This is a genomic window from Azospirillum palustre (assembly GCF_002573965.1).
Classification (GTDB): Bacteria; Pseudomonadota; Alphaproteobacteria; order Azospirillales; family Azospirillaceae; genus Azospirillum; species Azospirillum palustre.
In genome coordinates this window covers 439,727-458,027 of sequence record NZ_PDKW01000041.1, presented here as the reverse complement: position 1 = coordinate 458,027, position 18,301 = coordinate 439,727, and the positions used below count along the sequence as shown (strand labels likewise).

At 66.9% G+C, this 18,301-nt stretch carries 17 protein-coding genes, 1 tRNA gene and 1 pseudogene; 9 read left to right on the top strand and 10 right to left on the bottom strand.

Annotated elements, in window-relative coordinates:
• The first annotated feature begins 41 nt into the window (after window positions 1-41).
• The gene (gene pyk, locus CRT60_RS15740) at window positions 42-1,508 is read left to right on the top strand and encodes a pyruvate kinase (RefSeq protein ID WP_098737454.1); all 1,467 of its coding nucleotides are present in this window, start codon (window positions 42-44) and stop codon (window positions 1,506-1,508) included.
• 57 nt (window positions 1,509-1,565) lie between these two features.
• On the opposite strand, the gene CRT60_RS15735 is transcribed toward pyk, so the two are convergent.
• Window positions 1,566-2,255 carry a GntR family transcriptional regulator gene (locus CRT60_RS15735; protein ID WP_098737452.1) on the bottom strand — a complete coding sequence of 230 codons (690 nt, stop codon included), beginning with the start codon at window positions 2,253-2,255 and terminating at the stop codon, window positions 1,566-1,568.
• A 148-nt stretch (window positions 2,256-2,403) separates the two neighbouring features.
• A complete protein-coding gene (locus CRT60_RS15730; protein ID WP_193548435.1) occupies window positions 2,404-3,060 on the bottom strand; it encodes a thiamine phosphate synthase in 657 nt (218 codons plus the stop codon).
• Between the two features lie 392 nt (window positions 3,061-3,452).
• Between CRT60_RS15730 and oxlT the strand changes: the two genes are divergently transcribed.
• Entirely contained in the window at window positions 3,453-4,760 is a 1,308-nt protein-coding gene (oxlT, locus tag CRT60_RS15725) for an oxalate/formate MFS antiporter (RefSeq protein ID WP_098737449.1), read from the top strand.
• An 80-nt stretch (window positions 4,761-4,840) separates the two neighbouring features.
• On the opposite strand, the gene CRT60_RS15720 is transcribed toward oxlT, so the two are convergent.
• The 4 genes from CRT60_RS15720 to CRT60_RS15705 all read right to left on the bottom strand — a co-directional run bounded on the left by CRT60_RS15720 (window position 4,841) and on the right by CRT60_RS15705 (window position 7,007).
• The gene (locus tag CRT60_RS15720) at window positions 4,841-5,251 is read right to left on the bottom strand and encodes a flagellar basal body-associated FliL family protein (RefSeq protein WP_098737448.1); all 411 of its coding nucleotides are present in this window, start codon (window positions 5,249-5,251) and stop codon (window positions 4,841-4,843) included.
• A 188-nt stretch (window positions 5,252-5,439) separates the two neighbouring features.
• Window positions 5,440-6,348, bottom strand: coding sequence for a pantoate--beta-alanine ligase (gene panC / locus CRT60_RS15715; RefSeq protein ID WP_098737445.1), 909 nt, complete (start codon window positions 6,346-6,348; stop codon window positions 5,440-5,442).
• Between the two features lie 211 nt (window positions 6,349-6,559).
• Window positions 6,560-6,724 carry a sugar tyrosine-protein kinase gene (locus CRT60_RS15710; RefSeq protein ID WP_098737443.1) on the bottom strand — a complete coding sequence of 55 codons (165 nt, stop codon included), beginning with the start codon at window positions 6,722-6,724 and terminating at the stop codon, window positions 6,560-6,562.
• A 208-nt stretch (window positions 6,725-6,932) separates the two neighbouring features.
• Window positions 6,933-7,007: transfer RNA gene (locus CRT60_RS15705), tRNA-Val, on the bottom strand.
• Window positions 7,008-7,213: 206 nt separating this feature from the next.
• Between CRT60_RS15705 and CRT60_RS15700 the strand changes: the two genes are divergently transcribed.
• Complete coding sequence (locus tag CRT60_RS15700) at window positions 7,214-8,107, top strand: DUF3108 domain-containing protein (RefSeq protein ID WP_244592523.1); 894 nt, start codon at window positions 7,214-7,216, stop codon at window positions 8,105-8,107.
• Here the strand turns inward: CRT60_RS15700 and CRT60_RS15695 are convergent.
• Window positions 8,052-8,318: a hypothetical protein gene (locus tag CRT60_RS15695; RefSeq protein WP_098737442.1), complete on the bottom strand. Its 267-nt coding sequence runs from the start codon at window positions 8,316-8,318 to the stop codon at window positions 8,052-8,054. The two genes, CRT60_RS15700 and CRT60_RS15695, sit on opposite strands and share 56 nt — an antisense overlap.
• A gap of 503 nt (window positions 8,319-8,821) precedes the next feature.
• Between CRT60_RS15695 and CRT60_RS15690 the strand changes: the two genes are divergently transcribed.
• The 3 genes from CRT60_RS15690 to glmS all read left to right on the top strand — a co-directional run bounded on the left by CRT60_RS15690 (window position 8,822) and on the right by glmS (window position 13,200).
• Window positions 8,822-9,232 (top strand): response regulator, encoded by a 411-nt coding sequence (locus CRT60_RS15690; RefSeq protein ID WP_143273279.1) that lies wholly within the window; start codon window positions 8,822-8,824, stop codon window positions 9,230-9,232.
• Between the two features lie 722 nt (window positions 9,233-9,954).
• Window positions 9,955-11,307, top strand: coding sequence for a bifunctional UDP-N-acetylglucosamine diphosphorylase/glucosamine-1-phosphate N-acetyltransferase GlmU (gene glmU / locus CRT60_RS15685; RefSeq protein WP_098737437.1), 1,353 nt, complete (start codon window positions 9,955-9,957; stop codon window positions 11,305-11,307).
• A 66-nt stretch (window positions 11,308-11,373) separates the two neighbouring features.
• Entirely contained in the window at window positions 11,374-13,200 is a 1,827-nt protein-coding gene (glmS, locus tag CRT60_RS15680) for a glutamine--fructose-6-phosphate transaminase (isomerizing) (RefSeq protein ID WP_098737435.1), read from the top strand.
• A gap of 173 nt (window positions 13,201-13,373) precedes the next feature.
• Here glmS and CRT60_RS35675 read toward each other — a convergent pair.
• Window positions 13,374-13,472 (bottom strand): annotated as a pseudogene (locus CRT60_RS35675) (transposase); the annotation flags it as partial.
• A gap of 40 nt (window positions 13,473-13,512) precedes the next feature.
• Window positions 13,513-14,124: a TetR/AcrR family transcriptional regulator gene (locus CRT60_RS15670; protein WP_204561936.1), complete on the bottom strand. Its 612-nt coding sequence runs from the start codon at window positions 14,122-14,124 to the stop codon at window positions 13,513-13,515.
• Between the two features lie 12 nt (window positions 14,125-14,136).
• On the opposite strand from CRT60_RS15670, the gene CRT60_RS15665 reads away from it, so the two are divergent.
• From CRT60_RS15665 to CRT60_RS15655, 3 genes are all read left to right on the top strand, one after another.
• Complete coding sequence (locus tag CRT60_RS15665; RefSeq protein WP_244592522.1) at window positions 14,137-14,973, top strand: SDR family NAD(P)-dependent oxidoreductase; 837 nt, start codon at window positions 14,137-14,139, stop codon at window positions 14,971-14,973.
• Between the two features lie 59 nt (window positions 14,974-15,032).
• Complete coding sequence (locus CRT60_RS15660; RefSeq protein ID WP_098737430.1) at window positions 15,033-16,115, top strand: alkene reductase; 1,083 nt, start codon at window positions 15,033-15,035, stop codon at window positions 16,113-16,115.
• Window positions 16,116-16,341: 226 nt separating this feature from the next.
• Window positions 16,342-17,343 carry an NADP-dependent oxidoreductase gene (locus tag CRT60_RS15655; RefSeq protein ID WP_098737428.1) on the top strand — a complete coding sequence of 334 codons (1,002 nt, stop codon included), beginning with the start codon at window positions 16,342-16,344 and terminating at the stop codon, window positions 17,341-17,343.
• Window positions 17,344-17,576: 233 nt separating this feature from the next.
• Here the strand turns inward: CRT60_RS15655 and CRT60_RS15650 are convergent, their stop codons facing one another.
• Window positions 17,577-18,185 (bottom strand): phosphatase PAP2 family protein, encoded by a 609-nt coding sequence (locus tag CRT60_RS15650; protein ID WP_098737427.1) that lies wholly within the window; start codon window positions 18,183-18,185, stop codon window positions 17,577-17,579.
• Between the last annotated feature and the right edge of the window lie 116 nt (window positions 18,186-18,301).

Below are 18,301 nucleotides of genomic sequence, written 5' to 3'. Positions count from 1 at the left end.
CCCCTTTTTCGCGAAGGGCCGGGCGGAGGAAGGCTGTCGTCATGCCGTTTCACCGCAGCACAAAGATCGTCGCCACGCTGGGTCCCGCCAGCTCGTCGGAAAGCCAGATCACGGCGCTCGCCCGGGCGGGCGTGAATGTCTTCCGCCTGAACGCCAGCCACGGCACCCAGGCCGAACATGCGGAGCGCTTCGCCCGCATCCGTGCCGCTGAAAAGACCGTTGGCCGGCCGATCGGCGTCCTGCTCGACCTTCAGGGGCCGAAGCTGCGGGTCGGCACCTTCGGCTTCGGACCGGTGGATCTCGCCATCGGCGACCGCTTCCGCCTGGACCTCGACCGCCGGCCGGGCGACAGCCGCCGCGTCTGCCTGCCCCATCCGGAGGTCTTCGCCAGCCTGGAGGCTGGCCTGGACCTGCTGCTGAACGACGGCCGCATCCGGCTGCGCGTTCTGGACTGCGGCCCCGACTTCGCGGAGACCGAGGTGGTGGCCGGCGGCACCCTGTCCGACCGCAAGGGCGTCAATGTGCCGGGTGCGGCGCTGGCGCTCAGCGCCCTGTCGGAGAAGGACCGCAGCGACCTCGCCTTCGGGCTCGACCTCGGGGTGGACTGGATCGGCCTCAGCTTCGTCCAGCGGCCGGAAGACATTCTGGAAGCGCGCGAGCTGATCGGCAACCGCGCGCATGTGATGACCAAGATCGAGAAGCCGGCCGCGCTGCCGACGCTCGACCGCATCATCGAGCTGTCCGACGCGGTGATGGTGGCGCGCGGCGACCTCGGCGTCGAACTGCCGCCGGAAGACGTGCCGGGCCTCCAGAAGAAGATGATCCGGCTCAGCCGCGCCATGGGCAAGCCGGTGATCGTCGCCACCCAGATGCTGGAATCCATGGTGTCGGAGCCGACCCCGACCCGCGCCGAGGCGTCCGACGTCGCCAATGCCGTCTATGACGGGGCCGACGCGGTGATGCTGTCCGCCGAGTCCGCCTCCGGCCGCTATCCGGTGGAGGCGGTGGCGATGATGGAGCGCATCGTCCGCCGGGTGGAGGGCGACCCGCTCTACCGCCGCATCATGGATGCCGACCATCCCAGCCCGGAGGCGACGGCCCCGGACGCGCTGACCGCCGCCGCGCGACAGGTGGCGGAAACCATCAGCGCCGCGGCCATCGTCACCTACACCACCACCGGCTCGACCACGCTGCGCGCCTCGCGCGAGCGGCCCAGCGTGCCGATCCTCGGCCTCAGCGCCAACGAGGCGACGGCGCGGCGGCTGTCGCTGGCCTGGGGCGTCCATGCCGTGCTGACCGACGACGTGGCGAATTTCTCGGAGATGGTCGGCCGTGCGCTGACGGCGGCGGCGGAGACCGGTATCGGCAGGTCCGGCCAGTCGCTGGTGATCACCGCCGGCGTCCCCTTCGGCACGCCGGGCAAGACCAATTCCCTGCGGGTGGTGACCATCGACGGCGACGACATGCCGAAGCTGGAGACTGCGCAGAAGGAGGCGGTGACGGTTTAAGCACGCTGCGGTCGGGGCGGCGTAAACCGCCCTGGACTGTTCCTCACTCCCGGAAACTTACTCAAGAAAATCGCAGTGCTTCTCCACATGCGCGGCCAAGCCCATGGTGTGCTCGCGCACCAGCCGTTCGGCGAGGTTGGCGTCGCGGTCCTCCAGGGCCTTGATGATGGCGCGGTGGTCGTGGATGGAACGCTCGGCCCGGTCCTCCTGGCCGATGGTCAGCTTGCGGATCGCCCGCATGTGGATGAACAGGTTGTCGGTGACGTCCTGGATCAGCTTCGACCCGCTCAGCTGGATGATGCTCTTGTGGAAGGCGATGTTGGCGTCGGAATATTCGCCGACATGGTCCTTCGGGCTGCGCTGCTCGAAGCTGCCGAACAGATCCCACAGCTTGTGGATCTCGGCGGCCGGCGCATGTTCGGCGGCCATGCGGGCGGCCATGCTTTCCAGCGCGGCCCAGACCTGGATCATCTCGACGATCTCGGTCTTGGTCTTGCGGACGACGAAGATGCCGCGGCGCGGCTGAAGGCGGATGAAGCCCTCCTGCTCCAGCAGGGTCAGCGCCTCGCGGATCGGTGTGCGGCTGACGCCGAGCTTGTCGCTGAGCTGCCGCTCGTCCAGCCGGATCTCGCGGTCATGGTCGTAGATGTCCATCTCCGTGATCGCCTGCTTCAGCGCGTGATAGACCTGACTGCGGAAGGTGGTTCCGGTGTCGAGGGGCTGGACGTTGAGAGCGGGAAAAGTCATGGAGTGGATGTCCTCATGTCTCGCCGGACGTTGCGGCGCAGCCGGGCGGGTCCCCGGTTCGGGACCTTCGGCGTTTTCGTATCCTACATACCAGATGCATGCAAGGCGCTGAAATGTCCAGGGGGACAGGCCTGAAACGCGCCGGCGGTCAGCCGCGGCGCGGCAGATCGTCTCCCCCCGGCGCCAGCGCCGCCAGCAGAGGCTTGAGCGCTTGCGCGTCGCGCATCGCCAGCCCCATCACCGCAAAGCCCGCGGCCCCGGCCGCCCGGCATCCGGCCACCGCATCCGCCCGGTCGAGGCCGCCCAGCCCGACCACCGCCATGCCGCAGCGCGCCCCGAGATCAACCCATCGCCGCAGGCCCGCCTCGCCCAGGCAGGGCCCGTAGCCCGGCTTGCTGGCGGAGGGGAAAACCGGCGAGACGGTCACATAGTCGGCCTGCCCGGCCGCCCGCTCCATCGTCTGCGCACCGTCCGAGTCGTGGAGAGACAGCCCGATCAGCGCCCCGGCCCCCAGCAGCGCGCGCGCCGCCACCGGATCGCCGCCGGCCGGCAGATGCACCCCGTCCGCACCGGCCGCGGCGGCCAGCGCCGGGCCGCCATGCAGGGTGACGCGGGCTCCCCACGGACGGGCGCACGCAATCAATGCGCGAGCCAGATCGAGCCTTTCCCTATCGGGCAAGTCCTTGTCCCGCAAGGACAGCCAGCGCACGCCGCAGGCGAACAGACGCTCCGCCACCTGCGGCAGCGGCCGGTCGGCCAGCCGGCGGTCGGTGATCGCCAGCAGCGGCGGTTCGGGCAATGACACGGGATGCAAGGCAGGGTGTGAAATGGGACCGCGTCCTTCGGTTGGGCCGGCCATCATCGCAGGACCGATCTCTTTCGGCCAGGTCCGGGACTGTCATTTTCCCATCCTGCGGAAATCCAGCGGATACAAATCGACAATCCGCATGCCCGTTGTCCGCCCGGCAAATGGTTCGTATTGACATCATCCGTCAAACTGATGATCGTAGAGGCGGGCATGGGGCATTTGGCATGCCAGCAACCCCAAGTTGGTGGTGGAGAGCCTCAGCCCGTCGCCTTTTTTCCGGACCGGACATCAGAAACCAACAACGTGGCCACACGGGAGCCCGAGGTCCGGCAATCCGAACGAAACATGTCGCCGAACAGAACATGTCGGGTGCAATGGGGAGGAAGGACATGGTGCGTGACACGCACGGCAATACGGCCCAGGTCGCACCCTGGGGCGGGCGCTGGATGCAGCTGGCCATCGGCATCGTCTGCATGTCGATGATCGCCAACCTGCAATATGGCTGGACCCTGTTCGTCGAGCCGATCGACGACAAGCATGGCTGGGGTCGCACCGCGATCCAGGTGGCCTTCACCATCTTCATCGTCACCGAAACCTGGCTGGTGCCGGTGGAGGGCTGGTTCGTCGACAGGTTCGGTCCGCGCATCGTCGTGCTGGTGGGCGGTGCGCTGTGCGCCCTGTCCTGGGCGTTGAACGCGGTGGCGGATTCGCTGACCCTGCTCTATCTCGCCGCGGTGATCGGCGGCATCGGCGCCGGCGGCGTCTATGGCACCTGCGTCGGCAATGCCCTGAAATGGTTCCCCGACCGCCGCGGGCTGGCCGCCGGCCTGACCGCCGCCGGCTTCGGCGCCGGCTCCGCCCTCACCGTCGTGCCGATCGCCACCATGATCGAGACCTCCGGTTTCGAGAACACCTTCATGACCTTCGGGCTGGGCCAGGGGATGGTCATCCTGGTGCTGGCCTGGTTCATGGCCGACCCGCCGAAGCACGGCTATGGGCAGGCGCGCGGCGGCTCCGCCCCGCAGCGCCGCCATTACACCCCGCAGGAGATGCTGCGGACGCCGGTCTTCTGGATCATGTACGGCATGTTCACCATGGTCGCCGGCGGCGGCCTGATGGTGACGGCCCAGCTCGGCCCCATCGCCACCGACATGGGGCTGATCGATGCCCCGGTCAGCATCCTGGGCCTGACCCTGCCGGCGCTGACCTTCGCGCTGTCCATCGACCGGGTGATGAACGGCATCACCCGGCCCTTCTTCGGCTGGGTGTCCGACCATATCGGGCGCGAGAACACCATGTTCATCGCCTTCACCATCGAGGCGGTGGGCGTGATGGCGCTCAGCGCATACGGTGCCGACCCGGTCGCCTTCGTCATCCTGACCGGCCTGGTGTTCTTCGCCTGGGGCGAGATCTTCAGCCTGTTCCCGGCCTGTTGCGGCGACACCTTCGGCTCGCGCTTCGCCGCCACCAACGCCGGGCTGCTCTACACCGCCAAGGGCGTCGCCGCCCTGCTGGTGCCGGTCGGCAACCTGATGGTCGAGGCGACCGGCAGCTGGCAGACCGTCTTCTACAGCGTCGCCATCGTCAACGCGCTGGCCGCCTTCCTCGCCCTGTTCGTCCTGAAGCCGCTGCGCGCCCGCTATGTCGCGGCGGCCACCGGCACCGCCCCGCGCCTGACCACCCGGCTGGCCGACTGAAAACCAACCGACCGGCTGCACGAGACGCCCGGTCCCGCGGAAATTCCGCCGGTCCGGGCGTCTTCTTTTTTGGGGGCGTGCTACCTGACCACCATCCGGTCCAGCAGGATTTCCCTCACCCGCACGCCGCGCAGTTCGCGGTCGAGGACACCGGCAATCGTGCTCTTCATCAGCAGCGCCCCGTCGGCGCCGGTCAGCTGCTGCGGGTCGAGCTGGCGCATGCGGTCGGACAGCCGGTCGGTGATGCGGGGGACATAGGGGTCGGCCACCTTGCCGTCCACCGACGGGTCGATCTCCAGCAGGACCTTGACGTCGACCATCCGGGCATCGTTGCCGCCCAGGCTGAAGGTCATCAGCGGCAGCGCCGCGTATTTCTTGTCGGGTCCCAGCTGTGTCTGGGAGGCCGGGGCGCGGTTGCGGGTGGCGACATAAGCGGCGGTGCCCCCCAGCGCCGCCAGCACCAGCAGCAGGCCGGTCAGAAGGATTGGCATCAGGGAAACCGTTTCCCCCTGCCGGTTGCGACGAACGAGCCGCAAAGTGGCCTTTCCGCCCCCATCGCGGGGGCCACGAAACCCATCGGGGATCCTGCCCGTCCGGGAATGCTAGGCGCACAACAAATGCCGGTCAAATGCCGATCATGCCGGCAACTGCCAATGTTAGGGCCCCAGTCTCTGGCCGGTCAGCCGGCGGGGATCACCGGCACATTGTCGATCAGCCGGGCCTTGCCCATCCAGGCGGCGGCCAGCAGGCGGGCCGGCCGGGTGACGGCGCTCACCGGCTCCAGCGTCTCGGCGTCGCGCAGCTCGACATAATCGATGGTGCCGAAGCCGGCCTCGGCAATGCGGCCACGGATGCCGGTCAGCGCGCCGTCGGCCTCCGCCCCTGCCGCCAGCGCGGCGGCGGCGGCGGTCAGCGCCCGGTTCAGTTCGGGCGCGCGGGCACGCTCGTCGGCGCTGAGATAGGCATTGCGCGAGGACATGGCGAGCCCATCGGCCTCGCGCACCGTCGGCAGCCCTTCGACCCGGACGGGAATGTCGAGGTCGCGGGTGAAGCGGCGGATCACCATCAGCTGCTGGTAATCCTTCTCGCCGAACACCGCCACGTCGGGCAGGGCCTGGAGGAACAGCTTGGTCACCACCAGCGCCACGCCGCCGAACATCTGCGGCCGGAAGGTCCCGCACAGCCCCTCCGCCGGGCCGCCGACCGAAATGGCGGTGGCGAAGCCCTGCGGATACATGGCGCGCACGGTCGGCGCATAGAGCACGTGGCAGCCGGCCGAGGCCAGCTTGGCGGCATCGCCGCCTTCATCGCGCGGGTAGCGGTCGAAATCCTCGTGCGGGGCGAACTGGGTCGGGTTGACGAAGACGCTGGCGACCACCCGGTCGGCCAGCTCGCGACCGCGCCGGATGAGGCCCAGATGGCCGTCATGCAGGGCGCCCATGGTCGGCACCAGGGCGACGGTCAGCCCCTCCCGGCGCCAGGCGGCGACCTGGGACCGCAGATCCTCAACCGTCCGCAGGATCGGCAGGGTGCCGGCGGACAGGGTGCCGATCGGATTGGAAGACGACGGGGCGGCGGTCGGTGTCATGGCGTCGGTCCTTGGCACAGCGAAACGGGCGCTGGATACCCCGACGGACCGTTCCTGTCCAGAAAAGCTTTCCGCAGGACAGACTGTTGCCGAACCGCCATGGTTCGGCACCGGCGGCGGAGAGGACGGCCTCCCTCTCCACCGCGGTTTCGGATCGGCGCCTGGCTATCGGAGCCGGCCGATCAGCGCTTGCCCATCAGCGCTTGCCCAATCAACGCTTGAAGGTGATGCCGACCAGATAGGCCAGGTTCGCCCAGGCCAGCAGCGTCGCCAGCAGCGCGGTGAAGGACGGCACCAGGATCACCGAACCGATGATGACAGCCAGGACGGCGACCAGCAGGGCGAGAGACAGCAAAGCGATACGGGTATCGTCCATGTGAGTTGCTTTCCGAAGCGGGTGACAGGGATGGCGTCCTGTCTAGCCCATTGCAGCGCAAAAGGGGCTGATCTGCGTCAATCGACCGCGGGATCGCCACTCACATAAGGATTTTGCGATGTTGGCTGTCCGGTCCGCCCCTGCGCGCGCAATTCCCGTCGGCGGAAAGCAAAAAAGGCTCCGGACAATCGCCCGAAGCCTTTTTTAATGGTGGGCGCGACAGGGATTGAACCTGTGACCCTTCGCGTGTGAAGCGAATGCTCTCCCGCTGAGCTACGCGCCCGAACCTTGAAACTCTGTACCGAACTCTTTTGCGTCGCGACCGTCTTTCGTCGGCCCCGCCGCTGCGGTGGGCGGGTTTCTACGGCCTTCCCCACCGGGTGTCAAGCGTCAGATTCATCCCCATCTTAAAAAAGATTGCCCACCCGAAACGACGCCCCGAAAACGTCGCCCCCGAAAACGCCCCGACGACCGCAGGAGCTTTGGACCGTGCCGCAGCCCAGCCCCCGCCGCCTTCCCCGCCATCTCCTCCGCCCTGCCCGGACCGCCCTGATTGCGGCCGGCCTTTCCCTGCCCCTGCTTCCCCTGACGATGGCCGCGGCATCGGCGGAACCGGTGAAGGCGACCTACCGGGTCTTCGTCGGCGGGGTGACCGCGCTGGATGTGACTGCGACGCTGGACGTGGCCGGCGACCGCTACCGCATCGCCGTGTCGGCGGTAACCGGCGGCACCATCGGCCGGCTGTTCAGCTGGCGCACCGACTCCGAGAGCGACGGCCATGTCCGCGGCGACGATTTTCGGCCGGACAGCCACCGCCAGACCAGCCTGCTGCGCGGCGAACCGCGCAACGTCACGCTGACCTACGGACCGCAGGGCGACGTCTCCACCAGCGTCACGCCGCCGGCGGACAAGGACGACCGCGAGCCGGTGCCGCCGGACCTGCAGCGCGGCACGCTGGATCCGCTGACCGCCGTGCTCGACCTGCTGTTCGCGGTGGGAGCAAGCGAGGGCTGCGACCGGTCGCTGCCGGTGTTCGACGGCCGCCGCCGCTACGACATGGTGTTCAGCGAGGTGGGGCGGCGGATCGTCGACCCGTCGCGCTACTCGATCTTCTCCGGCGTCGCCCAGCAATGCCGGGTGAGCTACAAGCCGGTGGCCGGCTATGCCCGGTCATCGTCAGGCGGCAGCTTCTGGCAACGCAACAATCCTGCCGACCGGCCGCCGGTCAATCTGTGGCTGGCTCCGGTCGCCGCCGGCTCTCCGCCGCTGCCCGTCCGGCTGGAGACGGACAGCGATTTCGGCAGCGTGGTGGTCCATCTGACCGGGGTCACGCCGCCAGCGGCAGACCGCCGGGCCGGAGCCTCGCCGCAGACTGTGCGCTGACCGCGGCAGCCGGCCCGGCCGATCCCGTTGTGGAGCGGGTGTCCAGGATCAGGTCGGACAGCGCGATGCCGGCCCGCCGCGCCGCGCCGCTCAGCGCCGCGGCCGACGGCCAGAGGAAATAGCCTTCCAGTTCGAGCATCCTGCCATCCAGCAGCGCCGCAAAGCCGCCCAGTTTGCCCATATGAACGATCCGAGCCATGCGAGAGGCCATGGTGGAGTTCCTTCCCATCGGCTGCCGTCATGACGCCGGCCGGCCGGCCGCGAAGCACGCCGCCGTCCGACCCGCACCCGGCAGGTTTTTGATTGATTGTCGTGCCTGCCGGCTGCGGCCAACGTCAGCAGCAGGATGGCGAAAGCCAGCGAGCCGGCCGTCAGGGCATCGTCCTGCATCATGGCGCGTCCTCCCCCGGATCGGCGTCCCGTCGCCCGGCAGCACCGGATCGACCCTTGTCAGTCTATGGGCTTTGCGGGTCCGGCACGCGGGTCCTGAGGGATACCCCTTCCGGTCAAAGGGATAGTATCGGTGTATGTATCCGTCGCTATCCGAACCCGGATCGCCCCGCGGTCGGTGGACATCGCGCCTCGAACCTACTGACGGTTGAGGCCATCACAGGTTAATGACAAAGTTGAGACCGTATGCAATGTCCACCCCGGCCCACGAGTTACCGTCTCGGGAAATGTTCCGGACCACTCACGGCTGGAGGGCTTCGCACAGTGCCGGCAATCAAAGGGAACACCGTCGTTGTGTTGGAGCAGAACGCGGTTCTGCGCCTTGGCATCGAAGCATTGCTGGAATCCTGGGGATGCCAAGTCGTTTCCGGCGACAACCTGGATGACATCATTGCAGACACCAGGGCAGACAACCTCCGTCCGACGGTGTTGCTTCTTCCTCCGACGAACGGCCAGGAGACCGGCGACCAGCTGGCCAGCCGCTTCGAAGCCGAAATCGGCTATCCCCTGCCATGGATCGGCATCACGGGGGATTCCAGCCTTCTCCAACGCTGGAAAGCCGGCGCCTTCAGCGGAATCCTGCTGGAAATGCCCTGCTCGCCCGAGACCCTCCGGGCTGCCTTGCTCAAGGCGCTGCGGCAGAAGGACGGATCTTCCGGCCCTCCCACAGCCTGAAAACTGTTTCTGGCTGCGCCCCATATGGCGCCCCCGGCCAGACGTCATCGGACCCCGCCAGCCGGACGGCGGGATGACTATGACGGCCCTGCGGTCCTGGCTACTCAGAAAAAGACCGGTAGCCGGCTGTGGGTACCGTGCCGCGCGGACCTAAAGGCCGAGTTGACGCAGGGGAAGCGAACCGCTACTTCGGTGACAATACTGTTCAACTCCGCCTCCGGACGCCCCGGGACAGAATAGGATTTGGCGGCACCCTGCTCTTGGCAAGACAAGATCATCCGGAACCGAAAGGAAACATTTCCAAGATCTGTGAAAGGCACCATCCTCCCTGCCGGCAGAATTCGGCCGCCCTGTCTTGGAGATCGCGGCCGTCATCGGATACATGTCCCTGAAAGATCCCGGGCTCCATCGGGCCGGGCAGACCGGCCGGAACGGCTGACCGCAGCCATCGCGAAGCGGCAAGGCGACCGACGGAACCCATAGGAAATCTGGCTGATAACCCGTTGGAAACATTCGTTTATTGCAGATTGAAACAAAAGTTGACTTGGGCTTCCATGCTGTGCTGTGGCACACCATTCTCGGAAATGCGGATGGTGCGGCGCCCACTCCCGGAGAAGCGCCGTCCTTTCCAGCAGTGATGTCTTAACGTTTACCGGCTCAAGTACGTCGCCTTCATCGACCGGCTTTCCCTTCCACTTCAAGGCTCGACCAGGAACATCACCATGGCCCATCGTCCGCTCGCCTGCGTGATCCTCGCCGCCGGCAAGGGCACACGCATGAAATCCGATCTGCCCAAGGTGCTGCACCGGGTTGCCGGCCGGCCGATGGTCGGGCATGTGCTGGCCGCGGTGAAGACGCTCGACCCCGACCATGTCGTCGTCGTGGTCGGCCCCGGCATGGACAGCGTGGCCGCCGCCGTCGCCCCCTACCCCACCGCGGTCCAGCACGAGCAGCGCGGCACCGCCGACGCCGTGCGCGCCGCCTTCGGCCTGCTGGAGGGCTTCACCGGCGACGTCATCGTGCTGTACGGCGACACGCCGCTGGTGACGCCGGACACGCTGCGCGCGCTGGTGCAGGCGCGCCGGCAGGCGGCCGACCCGGCGGTTGTGGTGCTGGGCATGCGCCCCGACGATGCCGGCGCCTATGGCCGCCTGATCCTGAACGCCCGCGGCGGGCTGGAGAAGATCGTCGAGTATCTCGACGCCAGCGAGGAGGAGCGCGCGGTCACCCTGTGCAATGCCGGCCTGATGGCGTTCGACGGCGCGCGCATGTTCGACCTGATCGGCAGCGTCGGCAACGACAACGCCAAGTCCGAATATTACCTGACCGACGTGGTCCAGATCGCGCGCCGCGCCGGCATGGCCTGCGCCGTGGTGGAGGCCGCCCCGGCCGAGGTGGTCGGCGTCAATTCCCGCGCCGAGCTGGCGGAGGTGGAGAAGCTGCTGCAAGGCCGCCTGCGCAAGGCCGCGATGGACAACGGCGCCACGCTGATCGACCCCGACAGCACCTTCCTCAGCGTCGACACCCGGCTCGGCCGCGACGTGGTGGTCGGCCCCGGCTGCTTCTTCGGCGCCGGCGTGACGGTCGGCGACCGGGTTGAGATCAAGCCCTACTGCCATCTGGAAGGCGTGCGCATCGACAGCGGCGCCGTCATCGGCCCCTATGCCCGGCTGCGCCCGGGGGCGGAGATCGGCCCAGACGCCCACATCGGCAATTTCGTCGAGGTGAAGAACGCGGTGATCGAAGCCGGGGCCAAGGCCAACCACCTGACCTACATCGGCGACGCGCGGGTCGGGGCCAAGGCCAACATCGGCGCCGGCACCATCACCTGCAATTACGACGGCTTCTCCAAGAGCCGGACGGAGATCGGAGCCGGGGCCTTCATCGGCTCGAACAGCGCGCTGGTCGCCCCGGTCGTCATCGGCGACGGCGCCATCGTCGGCGCCGGCAGCGTGGTGACGATGGCGGTGGAGGCGGACGCGCTGGTGGTCGCCCGCGGCAACCAGAAGGCGTACGCCGGCTGGGCAAAGCGCTTCCGCGAACGGAAGCAAAACGAGAAAGCAAAAAAGGCGTAGGATCGGTCCGGGATCCGTTTCTCTCCGGCTCGTCTGCCGGCACCTTTTTTCAGGAGCATCAGGTCCATGTGCGGCATCATCGGCATCAACGGCATCCACGACGCGTCCCCCCGGCTGGTGGAGGGCCTGCGCCGGCTCGAATACCGCGGCTATGACAGCGCGGGCGTCGCCACCCTGGTGAACGGCCATATCGAGCGCCGCCGCGCCGAGGGCAAGCTGGCCAACCTGGACATGAAGCTGCGCGACCAGCCGCTGTCCGGGACAGTCGGCATCGGCCACACCCGCTGGGCCACCCACGGCGGCCCGACCGAGAACAACGCCCACCCGCACGCCACCAAGCGCGTGGCCGTCGTCCACAACGGCATCATCGAGAATTACCAGGAGCTGAAGGACGAGCTGACCGGCCACGGCTACGTCTTCGAAAGCGCCACCGACACCGAGGTGATCGTCCACCTCGTCACCTATTACCTGGACCAGCAGGGCATGACGCCGGTCCAGGCGTCGGCCGCCGCCTTCAAGCGCTTCACCGGCGCCTTCGCCCTGGTGCTGATCTTCGCCGGCGAGCATGAGCTGATGATCGGCGCTCGCCACGGCACGCCGCTGGCCGTCGGCTATGGCGACGGCGAGATGTATCTGGCGTCGGACGCCTTCGCGCTGGCGCCGCTGACCAACCGCATCTGCTATCTGGAGGACGGTGACTGGGTCGAGGTCAGCCGCACCGCCGCCATCGTCCACGACGCATCCGACGCGGTGGTGGAGCGGCCGGTGAAGACCACCGCGGTGTCCGGCGCCCTGATCGGCAAGGACGGCTACCGCCACTACATGCTCAAGGAAATCTACGAGCAGCCCCAGGTCATCGGCGACACGCTGAACGCCTACATCAACCCGGAGACCGGCAATTTCACCCTGCCGGACTTCCCCTTCGACCTGGCCGGTGCGTCGAAGCTGACCATCGTCGCTTGCGGCACCGCCTATTACGCCGGCTTCGTCGCCAAATACTGGTTCGAGACGCTGGCGCGCATCCCGGTCGAGGTCGACATCGCCTCGGAGTTCCGCTACCGCGAAGCGCCGCTGCCGCCGGGCGGCATCGCCCTGTTCATCTCGCAGTCGGGCGAGACGCTGGATACGCTGGAAGCCCTGCGCTACTGCAAGCGCCAGGGCCAGAAGATCCTGTCGATCGTGAATGCGCCGGAAAGCACCATCGCCCGGGAATCCGACGCGGTGCTCTACACGATGGCGGGGCCGGAGATCGGCGTCGCCTCGACCAAGGCCTTCACCACCCAGCTGACCACGCTGGCCTGCCTTGCCGTCACCGTCGGCCGCGCCCGCGGCGCCATCGACCAGGAGCGGATGCAGCAGATCGCCCACGCGCTCCGCGAAGTGCCGGCGCGGGCCGCCGACGTGCTGGCCCATGACGAGCGGCTGAAGGAGCTCGCGCAGGAGGTGTCGGAGGCCCGCGACGTGCTGTATCTCGGCCGCGGCGCCATGTATCCGCTGGCCCTGGAAGGTGCGTTGAAGCTGAAGGAGATCAGCTACATCCACGCCGAGGGCTATGCCGCCGGCGAGCTGAAGCACGGCCCCATCGCGCTGATCGACGACAATGTCCCGGTGATCGTGCTGGTGCCGTCCGACGCCCTGTTCGAAAAGGTCGTGTCGAACGTGCAGGAGGTCTGCGCGCGGTCGGGCAAGGTGCTGCTGCTGGCCGACCGGAAGGGCATCGACAAGCTGAAGGACAAGGTCCGCTGGTCGGTCGAGCTGCCCGCCTGCGACCCGCTGGTCGCCCCGCTGCTCTACGCCATCCCGGTGCAGCTGCTGGCCTATCACACGGCCGTGCTGAAGGGCACCGATGTGGATCAGCCGCGCAATCTGGCGAAGAGCGTGACGGTGGAGTAAGCGGGGCATTCTCCGTGGGCAAATTGTTCACTGAGAATAAAGTCTCATACTGATCGACCTTGCACCGCCTGGGGATTCGGCGCACCAACGAAAGAGGTGGCCGCACCCCGGAGGTGCCATTGCTCGCCGCCGTTACCCGTTCGACGAGGACAGGATCGCCGTCTTCCACAAGGAAGGGCGGTCCTGGAGAAATGCACCCGACACCTTTGCCACATCGCCTGGAAGACCCGGGTGACGGCGGCTTTGATGGCGCCATGGGCGTCGGAGATCAGCTGCCGCCGATGGCTGGCACAATGTGAATGGGGGCATCGTTTATTTGGCAGATGCCGGGTCCAACGTGGCCTCGATCCACGCACGCGTCTGTTCCAGAACCTCATCCGAAAGCGCCCTGTCGTCGATTGCGCGGGCAAGGATCACCGCTCCCACCATCGCGGCCCAGGATCCGATCGCCGCGCGGCGCCTGTCCTCCGCCTTGATATCCGGGAGGGCTTTCGCCACACACTCGATCTGCGACCGCAGGCCAGCCGTCATGGCGGCGCGGGCAGCCGGTGTCTGGTGGCGGATATCCGCGGCAAGGCCCGCCGTGGGACAGCCGGCGGCAGGATTGTCGCGATGCCGGGGCGCAAGATAGTCGGCAAGATAAGCCCGCAGATCGAGGCCTCCGCCGTCGCTCCTTGAAAGGACATGGCCAATCGTCTCGGCGACAAGATCGTCCTTCGAGCCGAAATGACCGTAGAATCCGCCATGCGTCAGACCGGCGGCCTTCATCACCTCGGACACGCTGACGGCATCGAACCCTTTCTCGCGGAACAGTCTGCTGGCGACATCCAGGATCCGGTCGCGATTCTCCGCCATCCTCTCTCGACTGACCTTCATTTCAAATTTCTCCACCGGCCCCATTGACACAATCATGATCATCATCATAATTAAGCAATCATGACGATGATCATGATTATAGGTTTCAGCAGAGCAGAGAGCAATCCCATGGCAACCCTTCCCTCGGTCCTGGTTACCGGAGCCTCCACCGGCATCGGCGCCGCCTATGCCGACCGGTTCGCACGGCGCGGCCACGATCTCGTTCTGGTCGCGCGCAACCGGAAGCGCATGGAGGCGCTTGCCGCACGCCTGAGGCAGGAAACCGGCGTGGCGGTCGACATCGTCGAGGCCGATCTGACGCAGGCCGACGAACTTGCCGTGGTCGAGGCGCGGCTGCGCGACGATGCGCACATCGGCATCCTCATCAACAATGCCGGAACCGCCATTGGCGGCAGCTTCATCGAGCAATCGACGGATGTCGTCACGCGGCTCCTCGCCCTCAACACCACAGCCATGCTGCGGCTTTGCAGCGCCGTTGCTCCCCGCTTCGCGCAGGCTGGCGAAGGTGCGATCATCAACGTCGGCTCCGTGGTCGGATTGGCCCCTGAATTCGCCATGACCGTCTATGGCGCGACCAAGGCGTTCGCGCTGTTCCTGTCGCAGGGGCTCGGCATCGAACTCGGACCGAAGGGCGTCTATGTCCAGGCGGTGCTTCCGGCCGCGACGCGCACCGAAATCTGGGAGCATGCCGGCGCTGACGTCAACAGCATGACCGGGGTGATGGAGGTCGATGACCTCGTCGATGCGGCGCTGGTCGGCTTCGACCGGCGCGAGGCGGTCACGATTCCGCCGCTGCCCGATGTGGAGCAATGGAACGCCTATCAGGCGGCACGTCAGGCCATCCTCCCGAACACCCGCCAGGACCAGGCCGCGGCGCGCTACCGGACGACGGACTGAGCCCTCGGGCAGCGAATTCTCCGACCGAACGCCCCAGCCGTACGAAAGGTGACCGCTCCATGAGCGAAAAAACCCTCTTCGGGCCTTATGAACTCGGCCCTCTCACGCTCTCCAACCGCATCGTCATGGCGCCGCTGACCCGAAACCGCGCCGGCGCCGGCCTGGTGCCGGGGGCGTTGGCGGCGGAGTATTATGCCCAGCGCGCAAGCGCCGGCCTGATCGTCACCGAGGCCACCCAGGTCTCGGCGCAGGCGCAAGGCTATCAGGACACGCCCGGCCTCTACACGCCGGAACAGATCGCGGGCTGGCGAACGGTGACCGACGCGGTCCATGCCAGGGGCGGACGCATCTTCGTCCAGCTGTGGCATGTCGGCCGGGTCAGCCATGTCGATCTGCTCGGCGGCGAGGCGCCGGTCGCGCCGTCGGCAATCCGCGCGAAAACCAAGACGTTCGTGAACAACGGCTTTGCCGATGTCTCCGAACCGCGTGCGCTGGACGCCGGGGAGATCCCCGCAATCGTCGACTCCTTCCGCCAGGCCGCCGCCAACGCGATCGAAGCGGGGTTCGACGGGGTCGAGGTGCATGGCGCCAACGGCTATCTGCTCGACCAGTTTCTGCGCGAGACGGCGAACACCCGCACCGACGCCTATGGCGGCTCGGTCGAGAACCGCGCCCGCCTGCTGCTTGAGGTGACCGACGCCGTGTCGGCGCGGATCGGGGCGGATCGCACCGGCGTCCGCCTGTCGCCGGTGTCACCGGCCAGCGGCATCGTCATCTCGGACAGCGAACAGGCACAGTTCAATTACGTGGTCGAGCAACTGGACAAGCTCGGCATCGTCTATATCCACGTCGTCGAGGGCGCGACCGGCGGTCCGCGCGATGCCTCGCCTTTCGATTACAGCGCGCTTCGCCAACGCTTCGGCCGGACCTTCATCGCCAACAACGGCTTCGACCTGACGCTGGCCGAACAGCATTTCGCAGGCGGCAAGGCGGACCTGTTCGCCTTCGGCCGGCCGTTCATCGCCAACCCCGACCTCGTCGAGCGGTTGAAGACGGGGGCGCCGTTCAACCCCCTCGATCCGGCGACCCTCTATGGCGGCGGGGCCAAGGGCTACACCGACTACCCGACACTCGCCGATTGACGGACATCGGGCGGCGCTTCAGCCAAGGCGCCGCCCATCCGAACCGCATCCAAGGATCCGCCCAGCATGTCGAGGTGGTCGGTACGCGGTTCGCTTATCGCCGGCTTGGGCCGTATGCAGGCACTCTTCTTCGAACGCGGCGCGAGAACCCGGGGCGTCCTGGCAGGCATTTCCAAGGTGACGGCTCCGTTCGTCAGGCCAGATATTTATTTTTCGAGGTCAATCCATGAGAGCTCTCGTCTTCAAGCGCTACGGCAAGTCCGCCCAACCCGAATACGCCGACATCCCACGTCCCACCATCCGTCCGGACGAAATCCTCGTTCAGGTCCATGCCGTTGGGCTGAATCCCATCGACACCGTCATCCCCAAGGGCACTTTCAAGCCAGTGCTCGCGTTCGAGCTTCCGGCGACCATCGGCAGCGACGTCGCAGGCGTCGTCGCGGAGGTCGGCAGCGGCGTGACACGCTTCAAGGTGGGCGATGCCGTCTTCGCCAGCGTGTTCGACCTGGGCCGCGGCACGCTTGCCGATTTCGTCGCTGTTCCGGAGCGTGCTGCGGCGTTCAAACCTGCAAAGCTCGATTTCAACGAAGCAGCCTCGATTCCGATGGTTGGCCTGACATCCTGGCAGGCACTGAAGGAACGGGCGGGCCTCAAGCGCGGGCAGAAGATTTTCATCCCCGCCGGTTCGGGCGGGATCGGCACCTTCGCGATCCAACTCGCCAAATATCTCGGCGCGACTGTCGGCACAACGACCAGCACCGGGAATCTTGCACTGGTCAAAGGGCTCGGCGCGGATGAGGTCGTGGACTATAGGCAGCAGAATTTCGAAACCGTTCTGCGCGCCTACGACATGGTGCTTGGGACCGTCCGAGGGGATGGCATCGAAAAGTCGATCGGGATCCTCAAGCCAAAAGGCTCCATCGTCTCTCTGGTCGGCCCCCTCGATGCCGCTTTCGCACGAGCCCGGCGCATGAATCCGGTGTTCCAGGCTATTTTCTCTCTTATGAGTTGGAAAATCCGGCGCCTCGCAAAGAGAAGCGATCTCCGCTACTCCTTTTTGTTCGTTCGCCCCGACGGTGGGCAGCTGGCGGAAATCGGCGCTATCATCGATGCAGGACATATTCGTCCGGTGATCGACAGGATTTTTGCGTTCGACCAAGCGAAGGAGGCACTGACCTATCTCGATGGTGGGCGCGCCAAGGGCAAGGTTGTTGTCCAGCTGATCTGAGATGAAATCTGGACTTTGGCCAATTTTGCGGTGTCCGAGGCAGGATGCTGTAAAGACCGCATGAAGGTTCCCCAAAAGGGTCGGTCCGAGCTGGTCCCCGTTTCCCGGACAGCTTGTCGGCATCGTCAGGCTCCGCTCAGGTTAGAGCCATGCCGCCGAGGGCGGAGCGCGGCCAGTCGGCACGGATCCGGCTCCCGATCCAGGCGGTTCGGGAGCACGATCCAATCAAGCCCTCACTTGCGGTCCAGCGGGAACAGGACGGCGGGCAGATGCAGCAGCCGCACGGTTCCCTCGTAAAGCCGGACGATGGCCGGCGTCAGCACTCCATCGACGATGGGGCGTGCCGGAATGACCAGCAGGGACGCGGTGGCGGAGACCAGAAGCGCACCCGCCATGTCCAGGGGGAAGTGAACGCCGAGATAGATGCGCGCCCACGCGACGCCCATCCCGAAGGCCATCATCCCCCAGCCCAGCCGCTGCCAGGACCCTCGCAGCAGCAGGCTGATCCCGATCGTCCACATGAAGGTCGCATGGTCGCTGGGGAAGGATGAATCCGCGGCATGCGGGATCAGTTGATTCCCCAACCCGATCACGAAGGGGCGCGGATGATGCCAGAGCGCGCCAATCGCCGCGTTGACCAGGGCCGCCGTCAGCAGCGCGCAGCCGGCACCGACCAGGACGGCGCGCCCGTCCTGCCGTCCCCACACCCACAGCGCCGCGACCAGGGCCGCGACCAGCACCACCACGTCGTCCGCCAGAAAGCGCGCCAGCATGAGAATCCCGGCCGGCGGATCGGGCGGAGCGTTCAGCAGAAGGAACAGATGTTGGTTCAGAGCTTCCATAAGCGGGATCCGATCGTTTCGATTCGATGACAGGCAGGGCAGACAGATAGGCCGTGGTGCTTGCGCCTGCCTGGGCGCGAACGGTCAGGACCGGGGCGTTCGGCTGAGTCCGGGAG